General features: G+C 70.7%; 24 protein-coding genes and 1 tRNA gene. 14 read left to right on the forward strand and 11 right to left on the reverse strand.

Going from position 1 to position 21,554, the window contains the following annotated elements; all coding sequences use genetic code 11:
- Genes ACGFIM_RS17280 through ACGFIM_RS17290 form a run of 3 tightly spaced genes read left to right on the forward strand, consistent with a single transcriptional unit; the run spans nt 1 to nt 1,329 of the window.
- Nucleotides 1–408 carry a roadblock/LC7 domain-containing protein gene (locus tag ACGFIM_RS17280; RefSeq protein ID WP_393201120.1) on the forward strand — a complete coding sequence of 136 codons (408 nt, stop codon included), beginning with the start codon at nt 1–3 and terminating at the stop codon, nt 406–408.
- A complete protein-coding gene (locus tag ACGFIM_RS17285) occupies nt 405–776 on the forward strand; it encodes a DUF742 domain-containing protein (protein WP_393201122.1) in 372 nt (123 codons plus the stop codon). The genes ACGFIM_RS17280 and ACGFIM_RS17285 overlap by 4 nt, the downstream gene beginning before the upstream one ends.
- Entirely contained in the window at nt 757–1,329 is a 573-nt protein-coding gene (locus tag ACGFIM_RS17290) for an ATP/GTP-binding protein (protein WP_393201124.1), read from the forward strand. Before ACGFIM_RS17285 ends, ACGFIM_RS17290 begins: the two co-directional genes overlap by 20 nt.
- 22 nt (nt 1,330–1,351) lie before the next feature.
- On the opposite strand, the gene ACGFIM_RS17295 is transcribed toward ACGFIM_RS17290, so the two are convergent.
- From ACGFIM_RS17295 to ACGFIM_RS17310, 4 genes are all read right to left on the reverse strand, one after another.
- The gene (locus ACGFIM_RS17295) at nt 1,352–1,726 is read right to left on the reverse strand and encodes a DUF742 domain-containing protein (protein WP_393201128.1); all 375 of its coding nucleotides are present in this window, start codon (nt 1,724–1,726) and stop codon (nt 1,352–1,354) included.
- On the reverse strand, nt 1,723–3,984 hold the full coding sequence (locus tag ACGFIM_RS17300; protein ID WP_393201131.1) for a nitrate- and nitrite sensing domain-containing protein: 2,262 nt from the start codon (nt 3,982–3,984) through the stop codon (nt 1,723–1,725). Before ACGFIM_RS17300 ends, ACGFIM_RS17295 begins: the two co-directional genes overlap by 4 nt.
- 56 nt (nt 3,985–4,040) lie before the next feature.
- Nucleotides 4,041–4,718: a DUF998 domain-containing protein gene (locus tag ACGFIM_RS17305; RefSeq protein WP_393201134.1), complete on the reverse strand. Its 678-nt coding sequence runs from the start codon at nt 4,716–4,718 to the stop codon at nt 4,041–4,043.
- A 210-nt stretch (nt 4,719–4,928) separates the two neighbouring features.
- Nucleotides 4,929–6,344: a xylulokinase gene (locus ACGFIM_RS17310; RefSeq protein WP_393201137.1), complete on the reverse strand. Its 1,416-nt coding sequence runs from the start codon at nt 6,342–6,344 to the stop codon at nt 4,929–4,931.
- A gap of 17 nt (nt 6,345–6,361) precedes the next feature.
- Between ACGFIM_RS17310 and ACGFIM_RS17315 the strand changes: the two genes are divergently transcribed.
- Nucleotides 6,362–6,931 carry a hypothetical protein gene (locus ACGFIM_RS17315; RefSeq protein WP_393201140.1) on the forward strand — a complete coding sequence of 190 codons (570 nt, stop codon included), beginning with the start codon at nt 6,362–6,364 and terminating at the stop codon, nt 6,929–6,931.
- A 403-nt stretch (nt 6,932–7,334) separates the two neighbouring features.
- Here the strand turns inward: ACGFIM_RS17315 and ACGFIM_RS17320 are convergent, their stop codons facing one another.
- Together ACGFIM_RS17320 and ACGFIM_RS17325 are read right to left on the reverse strand one after the other, a co-directional pair.
- Nucleotides 7,335–7,523 (reverse strand): hypothetical protein, encoded by a 189-nt coding sequence (locus tag ACGFIM_RS17320; protein WP_043619667.1) that lies wholly within the window; start codon nt 7,521–7,523, stop codon nt 7,335–7,337.
- A 59-nt stretch (nt 7,524–7,582) separates the two neighbouring features.
- Nucleotides 7,583–8,032 (reverse strand): MarR family winged helix-turn-helix transcriptional regulator, encoded by a 450-nt coding sequence (locus tag ACGFIM_RS17325; RefSeq protein ID WP_393201143.1) that lies wholly within the window; start codon nt 8,030–8,032, stop codon nt 7,583–7,585.
- A gap of 61 nt (nt 8,033–8,093) precedes the next feature.
- Here ACGFIM_RS17325 and ACGFIM_RS17330 point away from each other — a divergent pair, with 61 nt between their 5' ends.
- Nucleotides 8,094–8,603: a VOC family protein gene (locus ACGFIM_RS17330; protein WP_393201146.1), complete on the forward strand. Its 510-nt coding sequence runs from the start codon at nt 8,094–8,096 to the stop codon at nt 8,601–8,603.
- A 45-nt stretch (nt 8,604–8,648) separates the two neighbouring features.
- Nucleotides 8,649–8,945, forward strand: coding sequence for a hypothetical protein (locus tag ACGFIM_RS17335; RefSeq protein WP_393201149.1), 297 nt, complete (start codon nt 8,649–8,651; stop codon nt 8,943–8,945).
- Nucleotides 8,946–9,107: 162 nt separating this feature from the next.
- Here the strand turns inward: ACGFIM_RS17335 and ACGFIM_RS17340 are convergent, their stop codons facing one another.
- Together ACGFIM_RS17340 and ACGFIM_RS17345 are read right to left on the reverse strand one after the other, a co-directional pair.
- Nucleotides 9,108–10,388 carry a TIGR04013 family B12-binding domain/radical SAM domain-containing protein gene (locus tag ACGFIM_RS17340; protein WP_393201152.1) on the reverse strand — a complete coding sequence of 427 codons (1,281 nt, stop codon included), beginning with the start codon at nt 10,386–10,388 and terminating at the stop codon, nt 9,108–9,110.
- A 15-nt stretch (nt 10,389–10,403) separates the two neighbouring features.
- Nucleotides 10,404–10,985 carry an NADPH-dependent FMN reductase gene (locus ACGFIM_RS17345; RefSeq protein ID WP_393201155.1) on the reverse strand — a complete coding sequence of 194 codons (582 nt, stop codon included), beginning with the start codon at nt 10,983–10,985 and terminating at the stop codon, nt 10,404–10,406.
- A gap of 82 nt (nt 10,986–11,067) precedes the next feature.
- On the opposite strand from ACGFIM_RS17345, the gene ACGFIM_RS17350 reads away from it, so the two are divergent.
- From ACGFIM_RS17350 to ACGFIM_RS17370, 5 genes are all read left to right on the forward strand, one after another.
- Entirely contained in the window at nt 11,068–11,400 is a 333-nt protein-coding gene (locus tag ACGFIM_RS17350) for a winged helix-turn-helix transcriptional regulator (RefSeq protein ID WP_393201158.1), read from the forward strand.
- A 511-nt stretch (nt 11,401–11,911) separates the two neighbouring features.
- On the forward strand, nt 11,912–13,045 hold the full coding sequence (locus ACGFIM_RS17355) for an MFS transporter (RefSeq protein ID WP_393201161.1): 1,134 nt from the start codon (nt 11,912–11,914) through the stop codon (nt 13,043–13,045).
- A gap of 250 nt (nt 13,046–13,295) precedes the next feature.
- Nucleotides 13,296–14,363, forward strand: a complete 1,068-nt coding sequence (locus ACGFIM_RS17360; protein WP_393201164.1) for a S1 family peptidase — start codon at nt 13,296–13,298, stop codon at nt 14,361–14,363.
- Nucleotides 14,364–14,655: 292 nt separating this feature from the next.
- Nucleotides 14,656–15,312 (forward strand): class I SAM-dependent methyltransferase family protein, encoded by a 657-nt coding sequence (locus ACGFIM_RS17365; RefSeq protein ID WP_393201167.1) that lies wholly within the window; start codon nt 14,656–14,658, stop codon nt 15,310–15,312.
- A gap of 449 nt (nt 15,313–15,761) precedes the next feature.
- The gene (locus tag ACGFIM_RS17370; RefSeq protein ID WP_393201170.1) at nt 15,762–17,126 is read left to right on the forward strand and encodes an amino acid permease; all 1,365 of its coding nucleotides are present in this window, start codon (nt 15,762–15,764) and stop codon (nt 17,124–17,126) included.
- Between the two features lie 319 nt (nt 17,127–17,445).
- On the opposite strand, the gene ACGFIM_RS17375 is transcribed toward ACGFIM_RS17370, so the two are convergent.
- Together ACGFIM_RS17375 and ACGFIM_RS17380 are read right to left on the reverse strand one after the other, a co-directional pair.
- Nucleotides 17,446–17,535: transfer RNA gene (locus ACGFIM_RS17375), tRNA-Ser, on the reverse strand.
- A 280-nt stretch (nt 17,536–17,815) separates the two neighbouring features.
- Nucleotides 17,816–18,379 carry a YceI family protein gene (locus ACGFIM_RS17380; protein WP_393201173.1) on the reverse strand — a complete coding sequence of 188 codons (564 nt, stop codon included), beginning with the start codon at nt 18,377–18,379 and terminating at the stop codon, nt 17,816–17,818.
- A gap of 105 nt (nt 18,380–18,484) precedes the next feature.
- On the opposite strand from ACGFIM_RS17380, the gene ACGFIM_RS17385 reads away from it, so the two are divergent.
- Nucleotides 18,485–18,973 (forward strand): MarR family winged helix-turn-helix transcriptional regulator, encoded by a 489-nt coding sequence (locus tag ACGFIM_RS17385; protein WP_393201176.1) that lies wholly within the window; start codon nt 18,485–18,487, stop codon nt 18,971–18,973.
- 84 nt (nt 18,974–19,057) lie between these two features.
- Here ACGFIM_RS17385 and ACGFIM_RS17390 read toward each other — a convergent pair whose 3' ends face one another.
- Nucleotides 19,058–19,552 carry a SigE family RNA polymerase sigma factor gene (locus ACGFIM_RS17390; protein WP_393201179.1) on the reverse strand — a complete coding sequence of 165 codons (495 nt, stop codon included), beginning with the start codon at nt 19,550–19,552 and terminating at the stop codon, nt 19,058–19,060.
- 217 nt (nt 19,553–19,769) lie between these two features.
- Between ACGFIM_RS17390 and ACGFIM_RS17395 the strand changes: the two genes are divergently transcribed.
- Complete coding sequence (locus ACGFIM_RS17395; RefSeq protein ID WP_393201182.1) at nt 19,770–20,717, forward strand: hypothetical protein; 948 nt, start codon at nt 19,770–19,772, stop codon at nt 20,715–20,717.
- 5 nt (nt 20,718–20,722) lie between these two features.
- Nucleotides 20,723–21,514 (forward strand): MauE/DoxX family redox-associated membrane protein, encoded by a 792-nt coding sequence (locus ACGFIM_RS17400; protein ID WP_393201185.1) that lies wholly within the window; start codon nt 20,723–20,725, stop codon nt 21,512–21,514.
- Nucleotides 21,515–21,554 lie beyond the last annotated feature (40 nt).

Consider the following 21,554-nt stretch of genomic DNA (forward strand, 5'->3'; position numbering starts at 1 on the left):
ATGACTGTGCCGACCGCCAACACCGGTGAGCTCAACTGGCTGCTCGACGACCTTGCCACCAGGGTCGCCGCGGTGCGCCAGGCGGTGATCCTGTCGACCGACGGGCTCGCCGTCGGCCACTCGAAGGGTTTGACCCGTGAGGACGCCGAGCACTTGGCCGCCGTTGCCGCCGGTTTCCAGAGCCTCGCCCGAGGCACGGGACGGCATTTCGGCGGTGGTGACGTGCGCCAGACCATCGTGGAGATGGAGTCGGCGTTCCTGTTCGTCACGGCGGCCGGCCAGGGCACGTGCCTGGCCGTGATCGCCGAGGCGAACGTGGACGTCGGCCAGATCGCATACGAGATGGCGATGCTGGTCAAGCGGGTGGGCCAGCACATCACGACCAATCCGCGCGCTGGAGCGTCATGAGCGACGGCCCGCAGTGGTTCGATGAGGAGGCGGGACCCGTCGTCCGCCCCTATGCTCTGATTCGCGGCAGAACACGGTCGTCGGGCGACATGTTCGACCTCGTGGCCACCGTGCGCACCCTCGGCGACCCCGAGGCGGACGGCGACGACCTCGGCCCCGAACAGCGGCACATCCTGCGGGCAGCGCGAAACCCGATCTCGGTGGCCGATCTCGCCGTCGAGCTCGACCTGCCCGTCGGTGTCATCCGGGTCATGCTGGGTGACATGCGTGACAACGGCCTCATCTCGGTGACGTCGCCCTCCGCCGGAGGTGCGCGGTCGAATGAGCGCATTCTCAAGGAAGTGATCAATGGACTCCGTGCTCTCTGAGGACCCCGTCGCGCTCAAGATCCTGGTCGCGGGCGGGTTCGGCGTCGGGAAGACCACCCTGGTGGGGTCGATCAGCGAGATCAAGCCGCTGCGCACGGAAGAGGTGCTCTCCGACCGCGGGATCGGCATCGACGACCTCGACGGCGTCGAAGGCAAGAACACCACGACCGTCGCGATGGACTTCGGCCGCATCACGATCCGCGAAGGGCTGGTCGTCTACCTGTTCGGCACCCCCGGACAGGAGCGGTTCTGGTTCATGTGGGACGAGCTGTCCTACGGCGCGCTGGGCGCCGTCGTGATCGCCGACACCCGGCGGCTGACCGACTGCTTCCCCTCCGTCGACTACTTCGAGCAGCGCGGCACACCGTTCGTGGTGGCCGTCAACTGCTTCGACGGCGCCCAGCGGCACAGCGTGGAGGACGTGCGCATCGCGCTCGACCTGGACGACGACGTGCCCGTCATGCTCTGCGACGTGCGGCGGCGCTCGTCGGCCAAGGAGGTCATGATCACGCTGGTCGAGCACTCCTTGCGGCAGCTCACCTCGGCCAACTGACGGCCCGCGCGCCCCTGACCCGCTACAGGGCACGCAGGCCGTTGATCACCTCGCGGAGCAGGCTCTCCGACGGGGTGGCGGCCTTGTCGCGCGGCGGGCGCACCGTGACCAGGTTGTGTTCGAGCAGGTCGCCGATCAGCACCCGGACGACACCGACGGGCAGGCCGAGATCCGAGGCGATCTCGGCGACCGGCTTGTTGTGACCCGACACGCAGCCCAGCAGCCGCCGGTGCTGTGCGCTCAGCTCGGCCTTGGCCGGGGCGGGCGCCCCCGTCAGCACGACGGTCGCCAGCAAGTCGACCTCGGCGGAGGCGGGCCTGGTGCGTCCGCGCGCGACCGCGTACGGCCGCACGACGGGCCCCGCCTCCTCGTCAACCCACTCGTGCTCGCGGCTCACGATCGAGATCCCCCATCCTGCTCGCTTTCCTGCCGGCCGCGCTGCCAGCCCGACTGGAGCGAGGAGAGCAGCGCCCTGGCCTCCTCAGGCGAGCGCTCCTCAGCGGCCGGAGCCGGCCCCTGAGCCGGTCCCTGAGCCCGCGTCTGGCCGTTGCCGGGCTCAGGAGCCCGCCTCAGCCGCTGCCGCTGCGGCAGCCCCGTGGTGCGCTCACGGCGCGGCAGCTGCTGGGGTGGCGGGTCGTCCTGGGGCGGCGCCTGCTTCGGCAGCACCGCCCCGGCGTTGTTGCGCTTGCTCGTACGGATGCGGCGCGGCAGCCCGCCAGGCCCGGTGGGCTCCGACCTGACCACCGACACCGGGACCGGCTCGGGCTCCGGCGGCGCGGGCGGCGCGAGCGGCTCCACCAGCGAGGCGGGCACGAGCACGATCGCGGTGGTGCCTCCGTACGGCGACGGCTTGAGCGTGACCTTCACTCCGTGCCTGGCCGCCAGCATGCCCACGACGGCGAAGCCGAGCCGCTCGGTCTGGGAGGGGTCGAACTCCGGCGGGCTGGCCAGGCGGGCGTTGATGGCCCTGCGGGTCTCCTCGTCCATGCCGAGGCCGCGGTCTTCGATCTCGACGGCGAAGCCTCTGCCGACCATCTCGCCGTGCACCGAGACCTCGTTGTTCGGTGAGGAGAAGGAGGTGGCGTTCTCGATCAGCTCGGCGAACAGGTGCATGAGGTCGGCCACGGCCGCGCCGGAGACGCCGCACTCCGGCATCGGGTAGACGCGCACCCGCGTGTACTCCTCCACCTGGGCGGCGGCGCCGCTGAGCACGTCCTCGATCGGGATGGGGCCGCGCCACCTGCGGCCCGCCGAGCCGCCCGACAGCAGCACCAGGCCCTCGGCGTGGCGGCGCATGCGGGTGGTGAGGTGGTCGATCTTGAACAGCCGCTCGAGTGCTTCCGGCTCCTCGGTCTCGCGCTGCATCTCGTCCAGCAGCTTGAGCTGGCGCTGCAGCAGCGACTGGCTGCGCCGTGCCAGGTTGCGCAGCGCCTCGGCGATGCCCTCGCGCAGCCTGGCCTGCTCGACGGCGGCGTCCACGGCGGTGCTCTGCACGCTGTCGAAGGCCGCCGCGAGGTCCTTGACCTCGCTGGTCGCCTTCTCGCCCACGGTGATCGGCGGCGCCTCGGTCGCGATGTCGACGTCGTCGCCCTTGCGGAGCTTGGCGACGACGTCCGGGAGCCTGATCTCCGCGAGGTCGAGCGCGGTACGGCGCAGCGCGCCCAGCTCGCGGGCGAGCCTGCGGCCGACCCGCACCGAGATGACGATGGAGAAGACGACCGCGATCAGGCCGAGCGCGCCCGCGACGCCGGCCCGCACCAGGACCGCGACGCCCGCGGGCTCCATGCGGGCCAGCAGCTTGTTGCCGGTGTTGGCGATCGCCTGGCGGTACTCGCCGCGCACCTGGTCGGAGATGCCCCGCCACAGGTCGAGGTCCATGGGCTGACCGTTGATGTACGCCTCCAGGAGGTTCTCCATGGTGACGTAGCGGGAGCTGTAGTAGAGCTTCTCGAACGGCGCCCGCAGCTCGGTGTCGAGGTTGGCCAGGGCCTTGGGGAACTCGTACTTCCTGGCGCCGTCGAGGCTGGCCAGCATGTGCACGTCGTGCATGCCCGCCTTGCCCTTGGAGGCGATGACCAGGGCGTGCTCCCTGGACAGCAGCTCGCGGGCCTGGTCGGCGGCGATCAGGCCCTGGGCCTGGAGCGCGAGCTCCAGGTCGGTGCTGACGGTCAGGCGGGAGTAGAGGAGGTGGATCTCGTCGGAGATCCTGGCGTACTCGGTGACCAGGGTGCTCGGGGTGAAGCGGCGGTCGTCGGCCTTGCGGCGGATGTCGGGCAAGCGGTCGATCGTCTCGAAGACGGTCGAGAGCTGGGTCTTCATGTCCTCGGTCAGCGCCGACTGCGTGTCGTCGGACATGGCGGCCTGGCGGAAGTTCTTGACGCGGTCGTCCACCTTGGCGCGGGCCTTGGCGATGGCGTCCTCGTCACCGCCGGATCCGGCCAGGCGCTCGGCCGTCTCCAGCCGCTCGGTCTGGAGGTCGGCGATCAGCCAGTCCGCGTGGTTGATCACACCCGTCCAGATGGTCTCGACCTTGAGCAGGTTGAGCGCCTCGCCGACCGTGGTGCTCGCGGCGAAGCCCCACAGCGCTACCAGGGAGACCAAAGGAACGACGAGCAGCGTCGAGATCTTGAATCGGATGGATCTGCCCGATGCCATGACACCTGCTCCCGGATAGAAGATCGCGGGAGAGAATAGCATCGAAACACATGGTTTTAAGATCGACTAGCGATAAATCCGTGATATGTCGGGAAATTTATCGCCTTGCGAGTGCTCCGCTGCCACGTCAGCACCAGCAGCCGACCGGCCAGTACGGCGAGCAGCGCCACCTCCGCGCCCAGCAACAGCCGCTCCACGAGACCGATCATGACCCGCTCGCCCGGCAGCGCCACGTAGGTGATCGCCAGCAGCCCGAACCCCCCGGCCAGCGACACCCACTCCACCGCCCGCGCCACGGGCTTCCAGCGGGCGTCTGAGGCCAGCCTGGGCACCAGCAGCGCACCGGCGGCCGGGAGGCTCACGAACGCCGCCACGGACGCGCACCGGTGGATCTGCGCCGTCAGGTCGAGGTCCTGGCCGATGGGTGTGGTCGGGACGGCCGCGGCCACCACCAGGGCGCCCGACCACACCATCAGCAACCGCTCGGGCCACCCCCGTACGGGCGCCCCCGACGCCCGCAGGCCCAGCAGCAGCGCAAGCGACCCGATGCCCAGCACGGCCATCGCGGTCTCCGTGACGCCCCCGCGGTCGGCCACGGCGTACTCGCTGACCGTGATGTTCACGAGGTCGAGCCGCTGATCGGGGACGAGCTGCCCCGCCACCACGGCCACCACCGAGAACAGGATCGCCGCACAGGCGATCCAGGGGCTGAGCCTCTTCACTGCTGCGGTCATGCACCCCACTCTTTCGCCGGAGCGGGGATGTACACATCGGGCCTTTACCCCTATCCACCCCTGACCCGACCCCTAGTGACCACCCCTGAACCCCCCTAATGATCATTTACGGGTCGGAAAAATCCGATCACCGAAAATCCCGGCCCCGTACCCGGAAATACGGCGCCCCCGCCGGCGGCGCATGCCGGCAGGGGCGTCAGGAAATCGCGATCAGTCCAGGATGTGGCCGGTGGCGCGGTGGTAGCGCTCGCGCAGCGACGGGACGGGGTCGCCGGTGTACGTCCGCGCCTCCCCCGTGCTCCAGTCCGGCGGCTCCGTGACGAGCGTGGCCGCCTGGTACGCGGCGCCGTCGGCGACGTACTCGGCCGGCGGCGGCACGGTGATCGGCAGCCCGAACACCGTCGGCGCGATGCGCCGCACCGCCTCGGAGCGCGCCGCGCCGCCGATGAGCAGCACGCGCTCCGGCCGCATGGCGAGCGCGTCGAGCGCGTCGGCGAGCCCGCACAGCATGCCCTCGATGGCCGCCCGCGCCAGGTGCGCGGGCGTCGAGGTGGCCAGCGTCAGCCCGTGGATGGAGCCGGTGGCGGTGGGCCTGTTGGGCGTGCGCTCGCCCTCCAGGTACGGCACCAGCGTCAGCCCGTCGGCCCCCGGCGGCGCCTGGAGCGCGAGCTCGCTCAGCTCGTCGAGCGAGACGCCGGTGATGCGGGCCGCGGCGTCCATGACGCGGGCGGCGTTGAGCGTGCAGACCAGCGGCAGGAACCGCCCGGTCGCGTCGGCGAACCCGGCGACCAGGCCCTCCGGGTCGGCGCTCGGCGTCTCGGAGACCGCGAACACCGTGCCGGAGGTGCCGAGCGAGACCACGACGTCGCCCGAGCGCGCGCCCACGCCCAGCGCGGCCGCCATGTTGTCGCCGGTGCCCGGACCGACCAGGATCGGGCCCTCGTTCGCGGCCTCGGCGGGCCCGAGCACGCGCGGCAGCTTCGGCACCGTGCCGAGCGCGGCCTTGAGCAGGTCCGTGCGGTACGTCCCCGTCGCGGGCGACCAGTAGCCGGTGCCCGAGGCGTCGCCCCGGTCGGTGACGAGCCTGTCGAGCGACGGCGTGGGCGCGTCGGCCCAGGCCTCCACCGAGAACGGCCCGCTCTCCAGCGCCCCGATGAGCCGCCAGGTGAGCCAGTCGTGCGGCAGGCACACGGCGGCGGTGCGCGCCACGCTGTCCGGCTCGTTCTGGGCCAGCCAGCGCAGCTTGGTGACGGTGAACGAGGCGACGGGCACCGACCCGACCGCCTCGGCCCACGCCTGCGGCCCGCCCAGCTCGGCGATCAGGTCGTCGGCGGCCTGCGCGGAGCGGGTGTCGTTCCACAGCAGCGCCTCGCGCACGACCTGCCCGGACTCGTCCAGGCACACCATGCCGTGCTGCTGCCCGCCCACGCTGATGGCGGACACGCCGTCCAGCCCGCCGGCCTCGTCGATGGCCTGCAACAGCGCCGTCCACCAATGGGACGGATGTACTTCCGTACCGGCGGGGTGGGGGGCTCGGCCCTGCCGCACCAGCTCACCGGTGTCCGCGTCTCGAATGACGACCTTGCAACTCTGCGTGGAGGAATCGACCCCTGCGACCAGCGTCACCCACGAACTCCTAACAAGTGCTCCAGCGCAAGCTGGGTGAGATGCGTGAAATGGTAGCCGCGGGCGGCATCTGCCACGATAACGATGTCACCGCCCACGCGACCGACCGGCCTCTCGCCACAACGGACCAGCGCCTCACCGCCACCGGCCCGCGCCTCGCCACGACCGACCAGCCTCTCGCCACAACGGACCAGCGCCTCACCGCCACCGGCCCGCGCCTCGCCGCGGCCGACCGGCGTCTCGCCGTAATCGAGCGTGGGCGCCGCGCCCCCGCGCCCGCCCCGGCGCGCGGACGCCTTCGCCCGGCCTCGCACACGTCCGTCTTCGCGCGGCGCGGCATACGGACGACGCCGTGCCCGGCACACGGGCGTCTTCGCACCCGGGGTGACACACGGCGCGACCGGCGCGGCATACGGATGCCACCGCGGCGCGGTCGTACGGCCGACGCCTGGAGCCACCCGTCGCCGCGCGCCACGGTTTCCGCCGGTGAAGGCGCCGTCGCGGAAGACGGCGCACGAGACGGCACGGAAGACATCGCAGGACACGGCGCGGAAGACGGGGCGCGCGGACAGGCCGGCGGCGGCTGAGAACACGTGCACGCCGGTCTCGGCCGGTGCCCTGCCGGAGTTCCTGCTCGCGCGATCGGGACCGGTGGAGAGCAGGACATCGCGGGTGAGAAGGCCGCACGCCCGTCCGAGGAATGCGCGGCTTCGGCGAGGACGAGGAGCGCCCGAACGAGGAACACGCGGGTTCGGCGAGGGCGACGCGCCCGAACGAGAAATGCGCAGGTTCGGCGGGGGCGAGGGGCGCCCGTGCGGCGTCACCGCACCGATCGCGCGCCCACCGGCCGGCCGTCCGTGGGCCGGACGTGACACGACCGTCAGGGCGAGGCTTGTCCATGGTTCGATGCTCCCCCGGTGATCGGTCGCGCACAACCGTGCCGAGCGCGATCGCGCGATCGGAAGGGCCCGCCGCCGGGCGCCCCGCGACTCAGAGACCGGAGGGATCGCGCCCCACGCTGATCTCCTCGGCGATCTTCCGGATCTCCGCCACCTCGAGGCCGGGAGCCTTGGGCAGATGGCGCAGCAAAGCGTCCATCACCACGGGGACGGGCTGGCCGGCGAACCGGCCCGCGATCCCGTGAACCGCCCTGAACAGTGCCTCTTCGGTGTCGTGCATCGGCCTCTCCTCGGTCGGGTACCCGGCAACGCTACGACCTCCGCCCGACAGTTTTCTCGCTAGCGCTCCAACGTGTTCCTGACGGCCGAGCAAATCTCGTCCAGCCGGCGCACCTGCTCCGGCGTGAGGGCGTCGAACAGGCTGCGCCGCACCTCCTCGACGTGGCCTGGAGCGGCGGATTCGAGCACCGCGAACCCCTCGTCGGTGAGCACGGCGAAGTGACTGCGGCGGTCGGAGCTGTCCTGCTCCCGGCGCACCCACCCATGCTCTTCCAGGCGGCGCACGGCGTGCGACAGGCGGCTCTGCGAGCAGCCCGCCTTGGCCGCGAGGTCGGACATGCGCATCGTGCGGCCAGGCTGTTCCGACAGCACCGCGAGGATCACGTAGTACGTGTGCGGCATGCCGGCGTCGCGCTGCATCTGCCGCTCGAGCGCCTCGTGGACGAGCCGCGTCGCGGCCAGGAAGTTGCGCCACGTGCGCTGCTCATCGTCATCCAGCCATCTGGTCACCCTCCCAATTTAGTTGCACGCTCATATACTCAAGTCCGGGACCCGTCGAAAGGGGCGAACCATGCCGGTCCAGCGGCTGAACCACGCCGTCCTGTACGTACGCGACGTGGAGGCGAGCATCGCGTTCTACCGCGAAGCCCTCGGATTCGACATGGTGATGAGCATGCCGGGCGCCGCCTTCCTCCAGGCACCGGGCTCGTCCAACGATCACGACCTCGGCCTGTTCCAGATCGGCCCCGCCGCCGCGCCGTCGCCCGCGGGCCGCACCAGCGTGGGGCTCTACCACCTGGCCTGGGAGGTGGACACGCTGGAGGAGCTGGAGCGCGTCCGCGCCAAGCCGGCCGAGCTGGGCGCGCTGGTGGGCGCCTCCGACCACAGCACCACCAAGGCGCTGTACGCGCGCGATCCCGACGGGCTGGAGTTCGAGGTGTCCTGGCTGGTGCCCGCCGCGCTGCTCACCGAGGAGACGCTGGCGGGCCGCACGCGGGTGCGTCCTCTCGACCTCGACGCCGACATCAGGCGCTACGGCGCGCGGACCAGGGGCGGCGTGGGGGTGTCGATTCCCGCCTGACGTACCGTGGAGGTATAAGCCCTCTGGTCATACGGAGAACCGGCCATGCCAAGCGATCCTGACCATGTGGTCGACGCCATCGACGGCGTCGTCGAGGAGTGGGAGACGCTGAGCGCCGACGCCATGCGCTGGGCGCCGCCCGAGAGCAAGCGCCCCGATCTCATGACCGAGGTGAACGAGATCTTCGGGCCGCTCGTCAACGCCGTCACCCATGCGTTGCGCCCGATCGGCGACGCGTTCGAACGGGTGCTCACGTCGCTGGAGGAACACGTCGACCAGGCGATGATCGAGCCGGGCGAGCGCGGGGAGCGCGGCGAGGAGGCCGACCGGCGCGGCGAGTGAGGCCCGGTGCCCGGCGGCGCCCTCCGCGATCGCGCGCCCGGCCGCCAACAGGCCCAAGACGACCGCCGCCCGGCCGCCAACAGGCCCAAGACAGCCGCCGCCCGGCCGCCAACAGGCCGAAGGCGGCCGCATACGCGCCCGCAGCCCGTTTCGCTCGGCGCGTCAGCCCGTGCGGCGGCGTCTGGTCCTGCGCGGGTAGGCCTTGGCGGTCTCGGCCAGGCGGGCGGCGTGCTCGGCCTGCTTGCGCCAGTGCCCGTACGCGTCGCCGCGCTGCGCCAGCCGGTCGAGCTCGCTCATCGTGCTCAGCGGAATGAACGCGGGCTCGGCGTCGCGCCACGGCGTGCCGGGCAGCGGCATGAACGTGTGGGTGTGGATGCGGGCGCCCATGTCGGCCAGCTCCCCGGCCAGGGCCAGCGACTGCGCCTGGTCCTCCGGCGACTCGCCGGGCATGCCGAAGATGAAGTCGACGTTCGGCCGGAAGCCGTGCTCGACCGCGATCCTGACGGCGTCGCGCACGGGTGAGGTGCCGTGGCCGCGTCCCGAGGCGGCCAGCACCTTGTCGGAGCCCGACTGGGCGCCGATGATGATGTTGTCGTTGGCGACGTACCGCTTGAGCAGCCGCATCGCCTCCGGGGTGACGTGCTCGGGCCGCACCTCGGACGGGAAGCTGCCGAAGAACACCCGGCCGTGCGGCGGCAGCTCCTCCTTCACCCCGGCCAGCAGCTCCTCGACCTTGTCGAGGTCGGGGTCGGGCCCTGGCGAGCCGTAGGAGAGCGAGGTGGGCGTGATGAACCGTACGTCCCGCAGCCCTCTGTCGACCATCGAGCGCACGTGCTCGCGCACGCTCGCCACCGACCGGTGCCGGAACTGGCCGCCGAACATGAACGGCGTCTGGCAGAAACGGCACGTGTAGCGGCAGCCGCGGGTGATTTCGATCGGCCCGTGCCTGCCCACGAACGACGGGAACGCGTCGAGCGGGAGCTGCGGCGCCGGCCTGGTGCGCAGCGCGACGCCGTCGGCGTCTCTGATGGCGAGACCCGGCACGCTGGTGAGCGGCGCGTCGGCCTGCAGCGCGCGGACGAGCGAGATGATGGTGGATTCCCCTTCGCCGATGCCGGCGAGGTCCCACCCGGCGTCGATGACCTGCTGGGGCTCGGCGGTGGCGTGGACGCCGCCCGCGATGTGCAGGCCGCGGCCGTCGCTGAGCTTCTTGACCGTGGCGAGCTCGGCGGCCATGGCCTCGGCGTCGGGAGAGTAGAACGACCAGAGCGTGATCACGCGGTCGGCCGTCGTGGCCTTGATGTGTTCGGCGGTCTCTTCCGGGGTGGTGCCGAGCCGTAGCTCGTGTTCGACCTTCGCGGTCTCCAGGGCGGCGAGCAGGGCGTGCACGCCGTACGTCACCGCCTTGCGATATCGGACCACCACACAGACTGCCAGCGCCACGTCCGGCAGCGTAGCTCAGGCGTGGGCGAGCCGCATCGCGCGCAGCGGCTCGGTGAGCTTGGCCAGCTCGGCCAGCATGGCGTCGGCCCCCTGCTCCATCTCGGGGGTGGGACGCAGCTTCCTGTCCTCGGTCAGGTGCTGGGTGACGAACGGAATGATCACGCCTTCGAGCACGGGCACCATCTTCATCGTGCTGACGACGTGGCGCAGGCCGGTGACGGCGCGGGTGCCGCCGGAGACGCCGCCGTAGCTGACGAAGCCGGCCGGCTTGTGCTGCCACTCCAGGCACAGGTAGTCGAGGGCGTTCTTGATCGAGGCGGGGAAGCTGTGGTTGTACTCGGGCGTCACGAAGACGTACGCGTCGCCACGCTCCACGGTGGCGCTCCACTCCTTGGTGTGGCTGTTCACGTACTGGCGCAGCCTGGGGTGGTTGGGCTCGTCGAGCAGCGGCAGGGCCACCTCGGCGAGGTCCACGAGCTCCACGTCGAACAGGCCCGATGCCGCGGCCTTGCCGTGGAACCACTCGGCCACGGGGCGGCCCGTGCGCCCCGGTCTGGTACTGCCGACGATGACCTGCAGGACAGGCTTGACTTCCATCATTACTCCTGGTGAGGCGGGTTTTCGTTGCTCAACATTATTGAGGAGCTACATATTCCTGAGCAAACGCTACACTGGAATCATGAGCCCTCCGTCCGTCTGCACCCGCTTCCACATCGCCCTGGAACTCATCGGCGCGCGCTGGTCAGGGGCGGTGATCAGCATCATCTTCAAAGGCGCGCACCGGTACGCCGACATCAAGGCGGCCATCCCCGGCATCAACGACACGATGCTGGCCAGGCGCCTGCGCGAGCTGGAGTCCGCAGGCATCATCGAGCGACGGGTGCTCGCCACCTCGCCCGTACGCGTCGAATACCACCTGACCGAAATGGGGCAGGAGCTGCGCCCCGTCGTCGACGAGCTGGTCACGTGGGCGCACAAGTGGATCCCGCTGCCCGAGACCGCCTCCGCCTGACCGCCGCGCTTTCCGCAGCCACGACGGGCCGTCCGGCCCCGCAGACCCTCCCGGCTTCGCGACCCCCGGCGCGTTTGCGACTCCCCCGCTCTCCGCAGACCGTCGCTTTCCGCAGACCTCCGGTTTCCGCAGACCGTCGCTTTCCGCAGACCTCCGGTTTTCGCAGACCGTCGCTTTCCGCAGACCCCAGCTGTCCGCGAACCCTGCTATCCGTAAACCCCGCTTCCCGCGGACCCCGTTGTCCGCAGACCTCGCTGTGCGCAGACCCCACTGTCCGCAGACTGCGTTGTCCGCAGACCCCGCTATTCGCCTACGGCGCTTTTTCGCCTACGGCCGACGCCCCTGGCGCGAGCGGATCCGTCGCCTAGAATCGACGGCATGACCTGGCGACATTGATGCCTGACCAGCGGATCCAGCAGCGGATCCAGCACAAGGGGCCGGCGCGGGGCGCGCGGGCCTCCGAGCCGACGAGCACTCGGAGCCCCGTTCGATCCGCCCCCTGGAAGGCCTCATGCTCGTCGCTTCGTTGTACGCGTACGCGTTCCTCAGCGAATTCATCCTGCTCTACCCGGTATACGCGCTGCTGTTCACCGATACCGGTCTCTCCCTGGCCCAGGTCTCCAGCCTGTTCGCCATCTGGTCCGTCACCGGCCTGCTGCTGGAGATCCCGTCCGGCGCCTGGGCCGACGCCGTCTCCCGCCGCCTGCTGCTCTGCCTCGGCCCGCTGCTGAGCGGGCTCGGGTTCGCGCTGTGGGTGCTGTTCCCCTCCTATTGGGCCTTCGCCGCCGGCTTCGTGCTCTGGGGGACGGGCGAGACGCTCGTGTCCGGTTCGTACGAGGCGCTCGCGTACGAGGAGCTCGACCACCGCGGCGAGGCCGATCGCTACGCCACGGTCATCGGCCGGGCCACCGCGGCGGGCCTGATCGCCACCGCGGCCGCCATGGCGCTCGCCGTGCCGGTGTTCGCCGCCGGTGGCCATCCCGCGGTCGCTGCGGCCAGCGTGGCGGCCTGCGTCCTGTGCGCGGCCACGGCCCTGACGCTGCCCGAGCACCGGGTGCGCACGGAGGCGCCGTCGTACCTGGCCGTGCTGCGCGAGGGCGTCGCGCGGACGCGGGCCGATCGGCGCGTCACGCACGCGGTGCTGCTCGTCGCCTTCGTGGTGGCGGTCTGGGGCGGTCTTGAGGAGTACGTCCCGTACCTCGCGCTGGAGGCCGGGGTGCCCAAGGCCGCGGTGCCGCTGCTGGTCCTGCTCGTCACCTTGGGCGTCGCGGCCGGCGGCATGCTCGCCGGGCCCGCCGAGCGGCTGCCGCCGCGAGCGTACGGGCTGCTGCTCGGCCTGGCCGCGCTCGCCCTGGTGGCGGGGGCGCTCAGCAGGCACGTCGTCGGGTTCGTACTGGTCGCGCTGGCGTTCGGGGCGTTCCAGCTCGCCGGGGTGCTGGCCGACGTACGGCTGCAGAACCGCATCAGCGGGCCCGCGCGGGCCACGGTCACCTCGGTGGCCGGTCTCGGCACGAACGTCGTGACTCTGGGGACCTATGGCGCGTATGGGGGGCTGTCAACTCACGCGTCCAATGGGACGACGTTCGCGCTGCTCGCCCTTCCGTACCTGATCATCGCCCTGTTCACCGCCCGCGCTCCCCGATAGCGGGCTGAGCGGCACCACCTGCGGCCGGAGCCAAAGATCGGCTCCGGCCGCAGGTTTCGGACGACATTTATGTGATGTGAGATAGGTCCATAATGGGAGCCATAACACCGAAATAGTTTCCTTTCGGTATCTGAACATCGCGCGCCACAGCCGTTAACTTGACAGCACCCCCACCCGAGGAGTGCACATGTTGAGTAAGCGCTGTGCGCTGGCAGGCGGGCTATTCGTCGCCGTCTGCCTGGCAACCCCCATGAGCCCGGCCTTAGCCGACCCGGCACCTCAGACGGCCTCCCCCGCCGCACCACCGGAGATGATCGACGCGCTCGAACGCGACCTCGGCCTCTCCGAAGACCAGGTCATCACCCGCCTGGCGAACGAAGAGCGCGCCGCCGCCACCGAGAAGAGCCTCAGCTCCGAGCTGGGCAACGACTCCTTCGGCGGCGCCTGGCTCAACGACGACGCGACCCAGCTGAACGTCGCCACCACCGACCCGGCGGAGGCCCCCGCCATCGAGGCGCGCGGCGCCAAGCCCGTCGTCGTCAAGCACTCGCTCGCCGAGCTGAACGGCATCATGGCCAAGCTCGACCAGGCCCCCGAGAAGGTCAGGGCGGGCGCGGCGCTGTGGTACGTGGACGTGAAGACCAACACCGTCTCCGTCCAGGCGCCCACCGTCGAGGCGGCCCAGGCCCTCGCCGACGCCGCGGGCGTCGACAAGAGCGCGGTCAACGTCTCCGCGACCACCGAGCAGCCGAAGCCGCTCATCAACATCATCGGCGGCAGCCCGTACTACATCGGCTCCAGCCGGTGCAGCGTCGGCTTCGCGGTCACCCGCGGCAGCACCCCCGGCTTCGTCACCGCGGGCCACTGCGGCCGGGCCGGCCAGACCACGAGCAACCCGTCGGGCACCTTCCAGGGCTCGTCCTTCCCGGGCAACGACTACGCCTGGGTCGCCGCTCCGGGCAACACCGTGACCCCGTACGTGCGCGGGTCCGGCGGCGCCAACGTGACCGTGCGCGGCTCCACGCAGGCCTCGGTCGGCTCGTCGATCTGCCGCTCCGGCTCCACCACCGGCTGGCGCTGCGGCACCATCCAGCAGCACAACGCCAGCGTCACCTACCCGCAGGGCACGGTCACCGGCCTGACCAGGACCAGCGCGTGCGCCGAGCCCGGTGACTCCGGCGGCTCCTTCATCTCCGGCAACCAGGCGCAGGGCATGACCTCCGGCGGGTCCGGCAACTGCACCTACGGTGGCACCACCTACCACCAGCCGGTCAACGAGGCGCTGAGCGTGTACGGCCTCACCCTCGTCACCGGCTGATCCTCCGCCTCCGCGGATATGACGCGGCGCGCCCTCACCGGGGGCGCGCCGCTTCGCGTTCCCCCGGGCCACACCCCGCAGCCACCCTGGTCCGCGTCCCCTTAGCCGCTCCCGGCCGCGGCTGCGACCCCGCGCGCGATCTCGGTGATCGGCGGCGCACCGAATTCGCGGTCGCCCCTCGCGCACGGCGGTCCCGCGTACCGGATCCCCCGCCGCCCGCACCGCGCGGGGCGGGGCGTCCGGGCGGCCAAGAACGCGAGACCGCCGCCAGATGCTTTCGTAGGCTTCGACCATGGATTGGCTGACCTGGCACGACAAGTACGACGTTCCCGGCTCCTACATGGCCCAGCGCTTACGTGTCGTCCAAGAGCGCATCCGCCTCGCCCTGGACGAGTCCCCACCTGGCCCGCTGCGGCTCATCAGCCTCTGCTCCGGCCAGGGCCGCGACGTGCTGGGGGTGCTCGCCGAGCATCCCCGCCGCGACGACGTCCGAGCCCGCCTCGTCGAGCTGGACCCGCGCAACACCGCACTCGCCTCGGAAACGGTCGCATCGCTCGGACTCGACCAGGTCGAGGTGCTGACGGCCGACGCCGCGCTCACCGACCAGTACCAGGACATGGCGCCCGCCGAGATCGTCCTCGTCTGCGGCGTGTTCGGCAACATCACGGACGAGGACATAGAGAACACCGTCGACACCTGCCGCCAGCTGTGCGCCACCGGCGGGGTGGTCATCTGGACCCGCCACCGCCGGCCGCCGGACCGGGTGCCGCTGATCTGCCGCTGGTTCGAAGAACGCGGCTTCGAACGCGCATGGGTGTCGCCCCCGGAGGCCGGCTTCGGCGTCGGCGTCCACCGCTTCACAGCCGACCCCCTCCCCCTCGTGCCGGGGCGGCGCATGTTCACGTTCAACGACGAGGTTCGCAAGGACGCGCCGTCCGGGCACGAGTGACGCGAATCCCGATCAGATCGTCTCCGGCTCAGCAGGCCGCTGACGTACGGGCTGCTCCGAAGGGGTCGTCGGCGACGTAACACCACCGCGCGTTCGCGTCCCCTGCCGGCGACGTCCGTGGCGGTCCCCTCGATGTCCACAGGGACCGTCACGGCCAGCGCCGCCGATGACCCAGTCCGCGCGCGGGCGCGGTTGAGCGCGTGCTACCTGCGTGACGGCAGGCGGCGGTGGCGCTCAGTTTGCGGCATCCCCACCACCGCAGGCACTACTCCACACTGTCCAACTTCGTCGAGAAAGTTGTCAGAATCGGGCACTTGGCGACATTCATCACACAGCCCCACCCTTCCGTCATAGCGCAACGGGAAGGAGAAGCAATGGACGGCCGCGCTACCGGTTCCCCTGGTTCGGCTCCCCGCTTGGCCGGTGCTCTGGGCAAACGCCATCTCAGCATGATCGCGATCGCCGGTGTGATCGGAGCGGGCCTGTTCGTGGGCAGCGGGGCCGCCATCAGCCAGGCCGGACCCGGCGTTCTGGTCTCCTACGCCGCCGCCGGCCTGCTCGTGGTGCTGGTCATGCGGATGCTCGGCGAGATGGCGGCCGCCAACCCCGACACCGGCTCGTTCTCCGCGTACGCCGAACGGGCGATCGGCCCGTGGGCCGGGTTCTCGATCGGCTGGCTGTACTGGTGGTTCTGGGTGGTCGTGCTCGGCGTCGAGGCCACGGCGGGCGCGGCGATCGTGCACCGCTGGCTGCCCGTGGTGCCGCAGTGGACATGGGCGCTTCTGCTCATGGTCGCGCTGACCGTCACCAACCTGGTCTCCGTCCGCTCGTACGGCGAGTTCGAGTTCTGGTTCGCCTCCATCAAGGTCGCCGCGATCACGGTGTTCCTGCTGGTCGGCGTGGTGGCGATCGTGGGACTGCTGCCCGGATTCCCCGCACCGGGCCTGTCGAACCTCACCGGGCATCAGGGCTTCTTCCCGAACGGACCGGGGCACGTGTTCGCCGCGATGCTCGTCGTGGTCTTCTCCTTCTTCGGCGCCGAGATCGCCACGGTCGCCGCGGGCGAGTCGGCCCACCCCGAGCAGGCGGTGCGCTCCGCGGTGCGTTCGGTGGTGTGGCGGATCCTGGTGTTCTACCTGGGCTCCATCGCGGTCGTGGTCACGCTGCTGCCCTGGGACGACGCGAGCGTGGTCAAGAGCCCGTACGTCGCGGTGCTGGACCGGATCGGGCTGCCCGCCGCCGGCGTGGTGATGGACGCGATCGTGCTGACCTCGGTACTGTCCTGCCTGAACTCCGCGCTGTACACCGCCTCGCGGATGGCCTACTCGCTGGCGGTGCGCGGGGACGCGCCCAAGGCGTTCGGCAGGCTGTCGAACGCGAAGGTGCCGGTCGTGGCCGTGCTCGTGTCGACCGTCGTGGGCTTCGTCGCGGTGTTCTTCAACTACGTCTCGCCCGACACGGTGTTCCTGTTCCTCACCAACTCCTCCGGCGCCGTCGCGGTGTTCGTCTGGCTGGTGATCGCGTTCTCGCAGCTGCGGATGCGCCGGGTGCTGGAGCGTGAGACCCCGGGCAAGCTGACCCTGCGCATGTGGGGCTATCCGTACCTGACCTGGGCGTCGATCGCGGGCATGGTCGCCCTGCTGGTCGGCATGCTCTTCGACGACGGGAACCGGTCGCAGCTCGCGATGAGCGTGGCCGTGGCCCTCATCGTCGTAGGCGTCGGCGTCTGGCGCCAGCGCGCGGGGCGGCGCGTGACGGTCGCCGAGGCCCTCGCCCCGGACGCCGCCGTGCCCGACGGATCCACCGCCCGCTGACCCTGAAGCGACCGGCGCGCGCCTCCCCGCCCGCCGGTCGCTTCCGTACGTACGGGCGGAAGCCCGGCGCCGCCTGCCGGGAAACTCTCGACGCGCTCCCCGGCCCGAAGGACGCGGCGCTGTGGACACCCCACCGCCCGTCGCCGCGGCGCTGTGGACGCCTCGCCGGCCATCGCGAGCGCTGTGGACGACGCCTTCGCAGCCGCCGGAGCAGCGCTGTGGATGTAGGGGCGGCCGTTGCAACCCGAAGTGCGACTCACCGTCCCCAGAACACCAACGAGGCCCTCTCCCCGTATTCGGGAAGAGGGCCTCTCACGTGCGGAGGATGAGGGATTTGAACCCTCGATGGGCGGTAAGCCCAAACCGCATTAGCAGTGCGGCGCCATAGACCTGACTAGGCGAATCCTCCTGGAAGCCAGTGTGGCTCAGCACAGCGTACCGGCCTTCTGGCGAGGCGGCAAAGCGATTGCTCCGCGGGCCTCCATTCCACGTTATCAACAGGCTGTGGGTAACTGCCTGTGGATGAAGCCCGCCCAGTGTTGAGGCGGGCTTCAGGGCTGTGGATAACCGGGTTTTCCACAGCCCCACAGGGCAACGTCCCCGAGAACGGGGTTCGGTTCTCGGAGGTACGACTCGGCCTCCGGGTGCCGGGAGCCGGCCATCAGGCGACACCGTACGTCCCTGGAGGGTCAGGCGGCCGGGTTGGCCTCGCCCTCGATCTCCACCTTGACCTTCTTGCCCACGAGCACACCACCGGTCTCCAGCGTCTGGTTCCAGGTGAGGCCGAAGTCCTCGCGGTCGAACTCCGTGGTGATGGAGAAGCCCCAGACGGCCTGGCCCCACGGGTTGGTGCCGGCGCCGCCGTACTCGACCTTGAGCTCCACCTCGCGGGTGACGTCGCGGATGGTGAGGTCGCCGACCACGGTGAACTCGTCACCCGAGTGGCCGGTCACGCGGGTGCTGCGGAACGTGATGTTCGGGAACTTATCGGCCGCCAGGAAATCGTCACCTCGCAGGTGGGCGTCACGGTCGGCGACACCGGTGTGGATGCTGGCGGCCTCAATGGTCAGCTCGGCGGAGGACTCGAGCGGGTTCTCGGCGATCGTGACCGAACCGCTGAACTTGCCGAAGTGGCCGCGGACCTTGCTGACCATCATGTGCTTGACCACGAACCCGATGGTCGTGTGGGCTACGTCAATGGTGTAGGTACCGGCGGCGGGAATGGTCAGGGACTCCCAGGTACGGGTGGTCATCGGCTCTCCTTGGCTGGACAGTTGCCTCGTGGATTACTGCGGCAACGATTGTCTACCTGAGGAATATTCCTCTCGTCAACTATCGTCGGCTAAGGTGTGAATGTGATGAACGTGGACGACCCTCGGGTGACGGCGATCGGGCTGCTGCACGAAGTGCACGAGGGCTTGATGGAGCGCTTCGCGCCGGTGATCAATGCCGCGGGGTTGTCGGACGTCGACTTCGAGACCCTCATCCGCCTGGCGCGCTCGAAGGGCTGCAGGCTGCGCATGTCCGACCTGTCCGCCCAGACCGGGCTGTCCACCAGCGGGGTGACCCGGGTCGTCGATCGCCTCGAACGCGAGGGCCTGGTCCGCAGGGAGGCCTGCCCCTCCGACCGCCGGGCCTCCTACGCCGCGCTCACCGACGCCGGGCGCGAGCGGCTGGAGGACGTGCTGCCCAAGCACGTCCAGGACATCGAGGACTCCTTCACCGGGCTGCTCGGCAAAGAGGAGCTCGAGGCGTTCCTGGGCAGCCTGCGCAAGATCCGGAACGTCGTCCGGCCCTGCGCCACCGCCGGCGTCACCGAGCCCGCCCCCTCGTCGGCCCGCCCCTGAGCCGCCCTGCTCAGTCCGCCGCGCCCGCCCCGAGCCCCAGGGCCGGCCCGCCGCGTCCCGCGCTCCGACCGAAGCGAGCCACGTTCAGCCCGTCAGGGCGCTTCTCAGCTTGGCCATCGCGCGTGACACCGTGCTCTTGACCGTCCCCACGCTGATCCCCAGCGTCTTGGCGATCTCCGGCTCGGTCATGTCCTCGTAGTAGCGCAGCACGATCGCCGCGCGCATGCGCTCCGGCAGCTCGCGCAGCGCCTGTTCGAGCGCCTCGTGCAGCTCCCCGCCCTGGTCGTGGTGCTGGTGGTGGACGACGACCTCGGGCAGCTCGTCGGAGGGGTACTCCTCCAGCCGGCGCCGCCGCCACTGCGAGATGTTGATGTTGACCATGGCCCGCCGCACGTAGCCGTCCAGCGCTCCCCTGTCCTCGATGCGGTTCCAGGCGAGGTACGTCTTGGTGAGCGCGTTCTGCAGCAGGTCCTCCGCGTCGAGCGGGTGCCCGGTGAGCTGGTGTGCCTGGCGCAGCAGAGCGGGACCGCGCGCCCTCACGTACTCGCGGAACTCGTCTTCCCAGCCGGTCGTCTGCATCGTGGCCAGAATCGCAGCCTGATGCCCTTTTGTGCCCGAACCGCAATTCAGGTTTCGGCCCACCGCAGACAAAGGTAGGTCAAGGTTGGTGGCGGTTTGTACGACGCCGTAGGTGAAGGCACTTCCCCTGGGATGCGTATTTTGCTCTCATCCGGGCCTCACGGCGTGATCAGCCTCCGATTCGTGTGACCCTAGTACCCGAGGCGAGGGAGGGCGGATGGGCTATCCGAGCGTTGAGCGCCGCAGGGTGCTCGCCGCGGCGGCGCTCGGCCGTGAGGGAGGCGTTCCCGGCCCCGAGGCGGGCACCGGCGAGCCGCTTCGGGCCGTGGCCGGCGAGGTGCTCGACGTCAGCCCGCACCTGATCACCATCGAGACCCCGGGCGGCGACGAGGAGCGCCTGGTGATCGCGCCGTGGGCCACCGCCTGGCACGGCGCCGAGGTGGCGCCCGCCGACGTGCCCGTGGGCTCCATGGTGCTCATGCGGGCGATGCGCGACGGACGCGTGGTCGAGCGCATCTGGGCCGACACCACCCGCATCACGGGGACCATCCTGTCCATCGAAGGCCGCAGGGACCTCACCGTTGAGCTCGACTGCGGCCCCCACCGCGGACACCGTACGGTCGTCATCCCCTACCGCGCCTCCGGCCGGCTCCAGGTGCGCCATCCCAGGTTCGAGCCCGGCTACCTGTTCGACGCGATCGGCATCAGGCAGGACGGCGCGGGCCTCGCGCTGCTGCCGGCCACCTCGCAGCCCCCTTACCCGGCGCGGGCGGTGCCGCCTCCGCCTCCGGCGTACGCGGGCGCGCAGTCGCGCATCGCGGGCACGGCCACCTGGTCCGACACGTTCGACGAGGAAGAGCGGGGCGCCGCCTACCCCATGCTGGAGCGCACCGACACGGGCTGCGCGCAGGCGGGGGTGTCGTGCGCGGGCCTGCCGTACCTCTCGCTCGGCTCCCTGCTGCGGGTGCGTAACGTGTGCACCAACCGTTCGGCCAACGTGCCAGTGGTGGCGTGCGGGTGCGTGGCGGGGCGGTTCTGCGACCGGTGTGTGGAGTGCGACACCTCGCCGCGCGGGCGGATCGCGGAGCTTTCACCCACCTCGTACGTCGAACTCGGCGGCGACCTGGTCAAAGGGTGCTTCAACGCGCAGATCGGATTGGGGTGACGTTCGTGCTTGAATCACAGCTTCCGCTCCTGATCGTCATGCTCCTGCTGGGCACGGTGGCGAAGGCGGGCACCGTGACCTCGGGCCGCGAGCCCGGGTCGCTGTCGAGGCTGGGGCCTGCGGTGCTGGTGCCGGGGCGCATGCAGGTCCCGGCGCTGCTGCTGTGCGCGGCGGGCGAGCTGGTGCTGGCGGTGGGGCTGCTGGTCACGACGCATCCGCTGTTCCGATGGGGCACGGTGGCGTTCTTCGCGATGTCCACGTACGTGCTGCTCGAACTGCGCAGGCGGCGGCCTGACGCGGGCTGCGGCTGCTTCGGCGAGGTCAGCTCGGCGCCGGTGGGGCTGCGCTCGATCGGCCGCACGGTGGTGCTGACCGGCATGGCGCTGATGTCGGTGTGGTCGCCGGTGACGGGCTGGACGGCGGCCTTCCAGCTCTCCTGGTTCGCCGCCGCCGGCGTGGCCCTGCTCGTGCTGCTGTCGCCGGAGATCGAGGAGCTGATCGACCGCGTACGCTTCCGCGCCCCCTGCGAGCAGCGCCGCGGACCCGCCGAGTCGGTGACGCTGTCGCGGCTCAGGTCGAGCGGCGCCTGGCAGGCGAGCAAGGAGACGCTGACGTCGGAGGAGCCGTACGACTCGTGGCGGGAGCTGTGCTGGCGGTTCTTCGCCTTCCGCAACCACGACGGCGACGACGTGGTCTTCGCGGTCTATCTCAGCGGGCGGCGCCCGGCGGTGCGGATGGCCGTGGTCAGCGCGGAGGACAGCGAGCCTGTTGCGGAATATACGCCGGTATCGGCCTGACGCTAGACAGCCTTAGATTTCGCTCGACAGGCACGGCGAT

The sequence above is a fragment of the Nonomuraea sp. NPDC049309 genome (assembly GCF_043196965.1).
Taxonomy (GTDB): Bacteria; Actinomycetota; Actinomycetes; order Streptosporangiales; family Streptosporangiaceae; genus Nonomuraea; species Nonomuraea fastidiosa.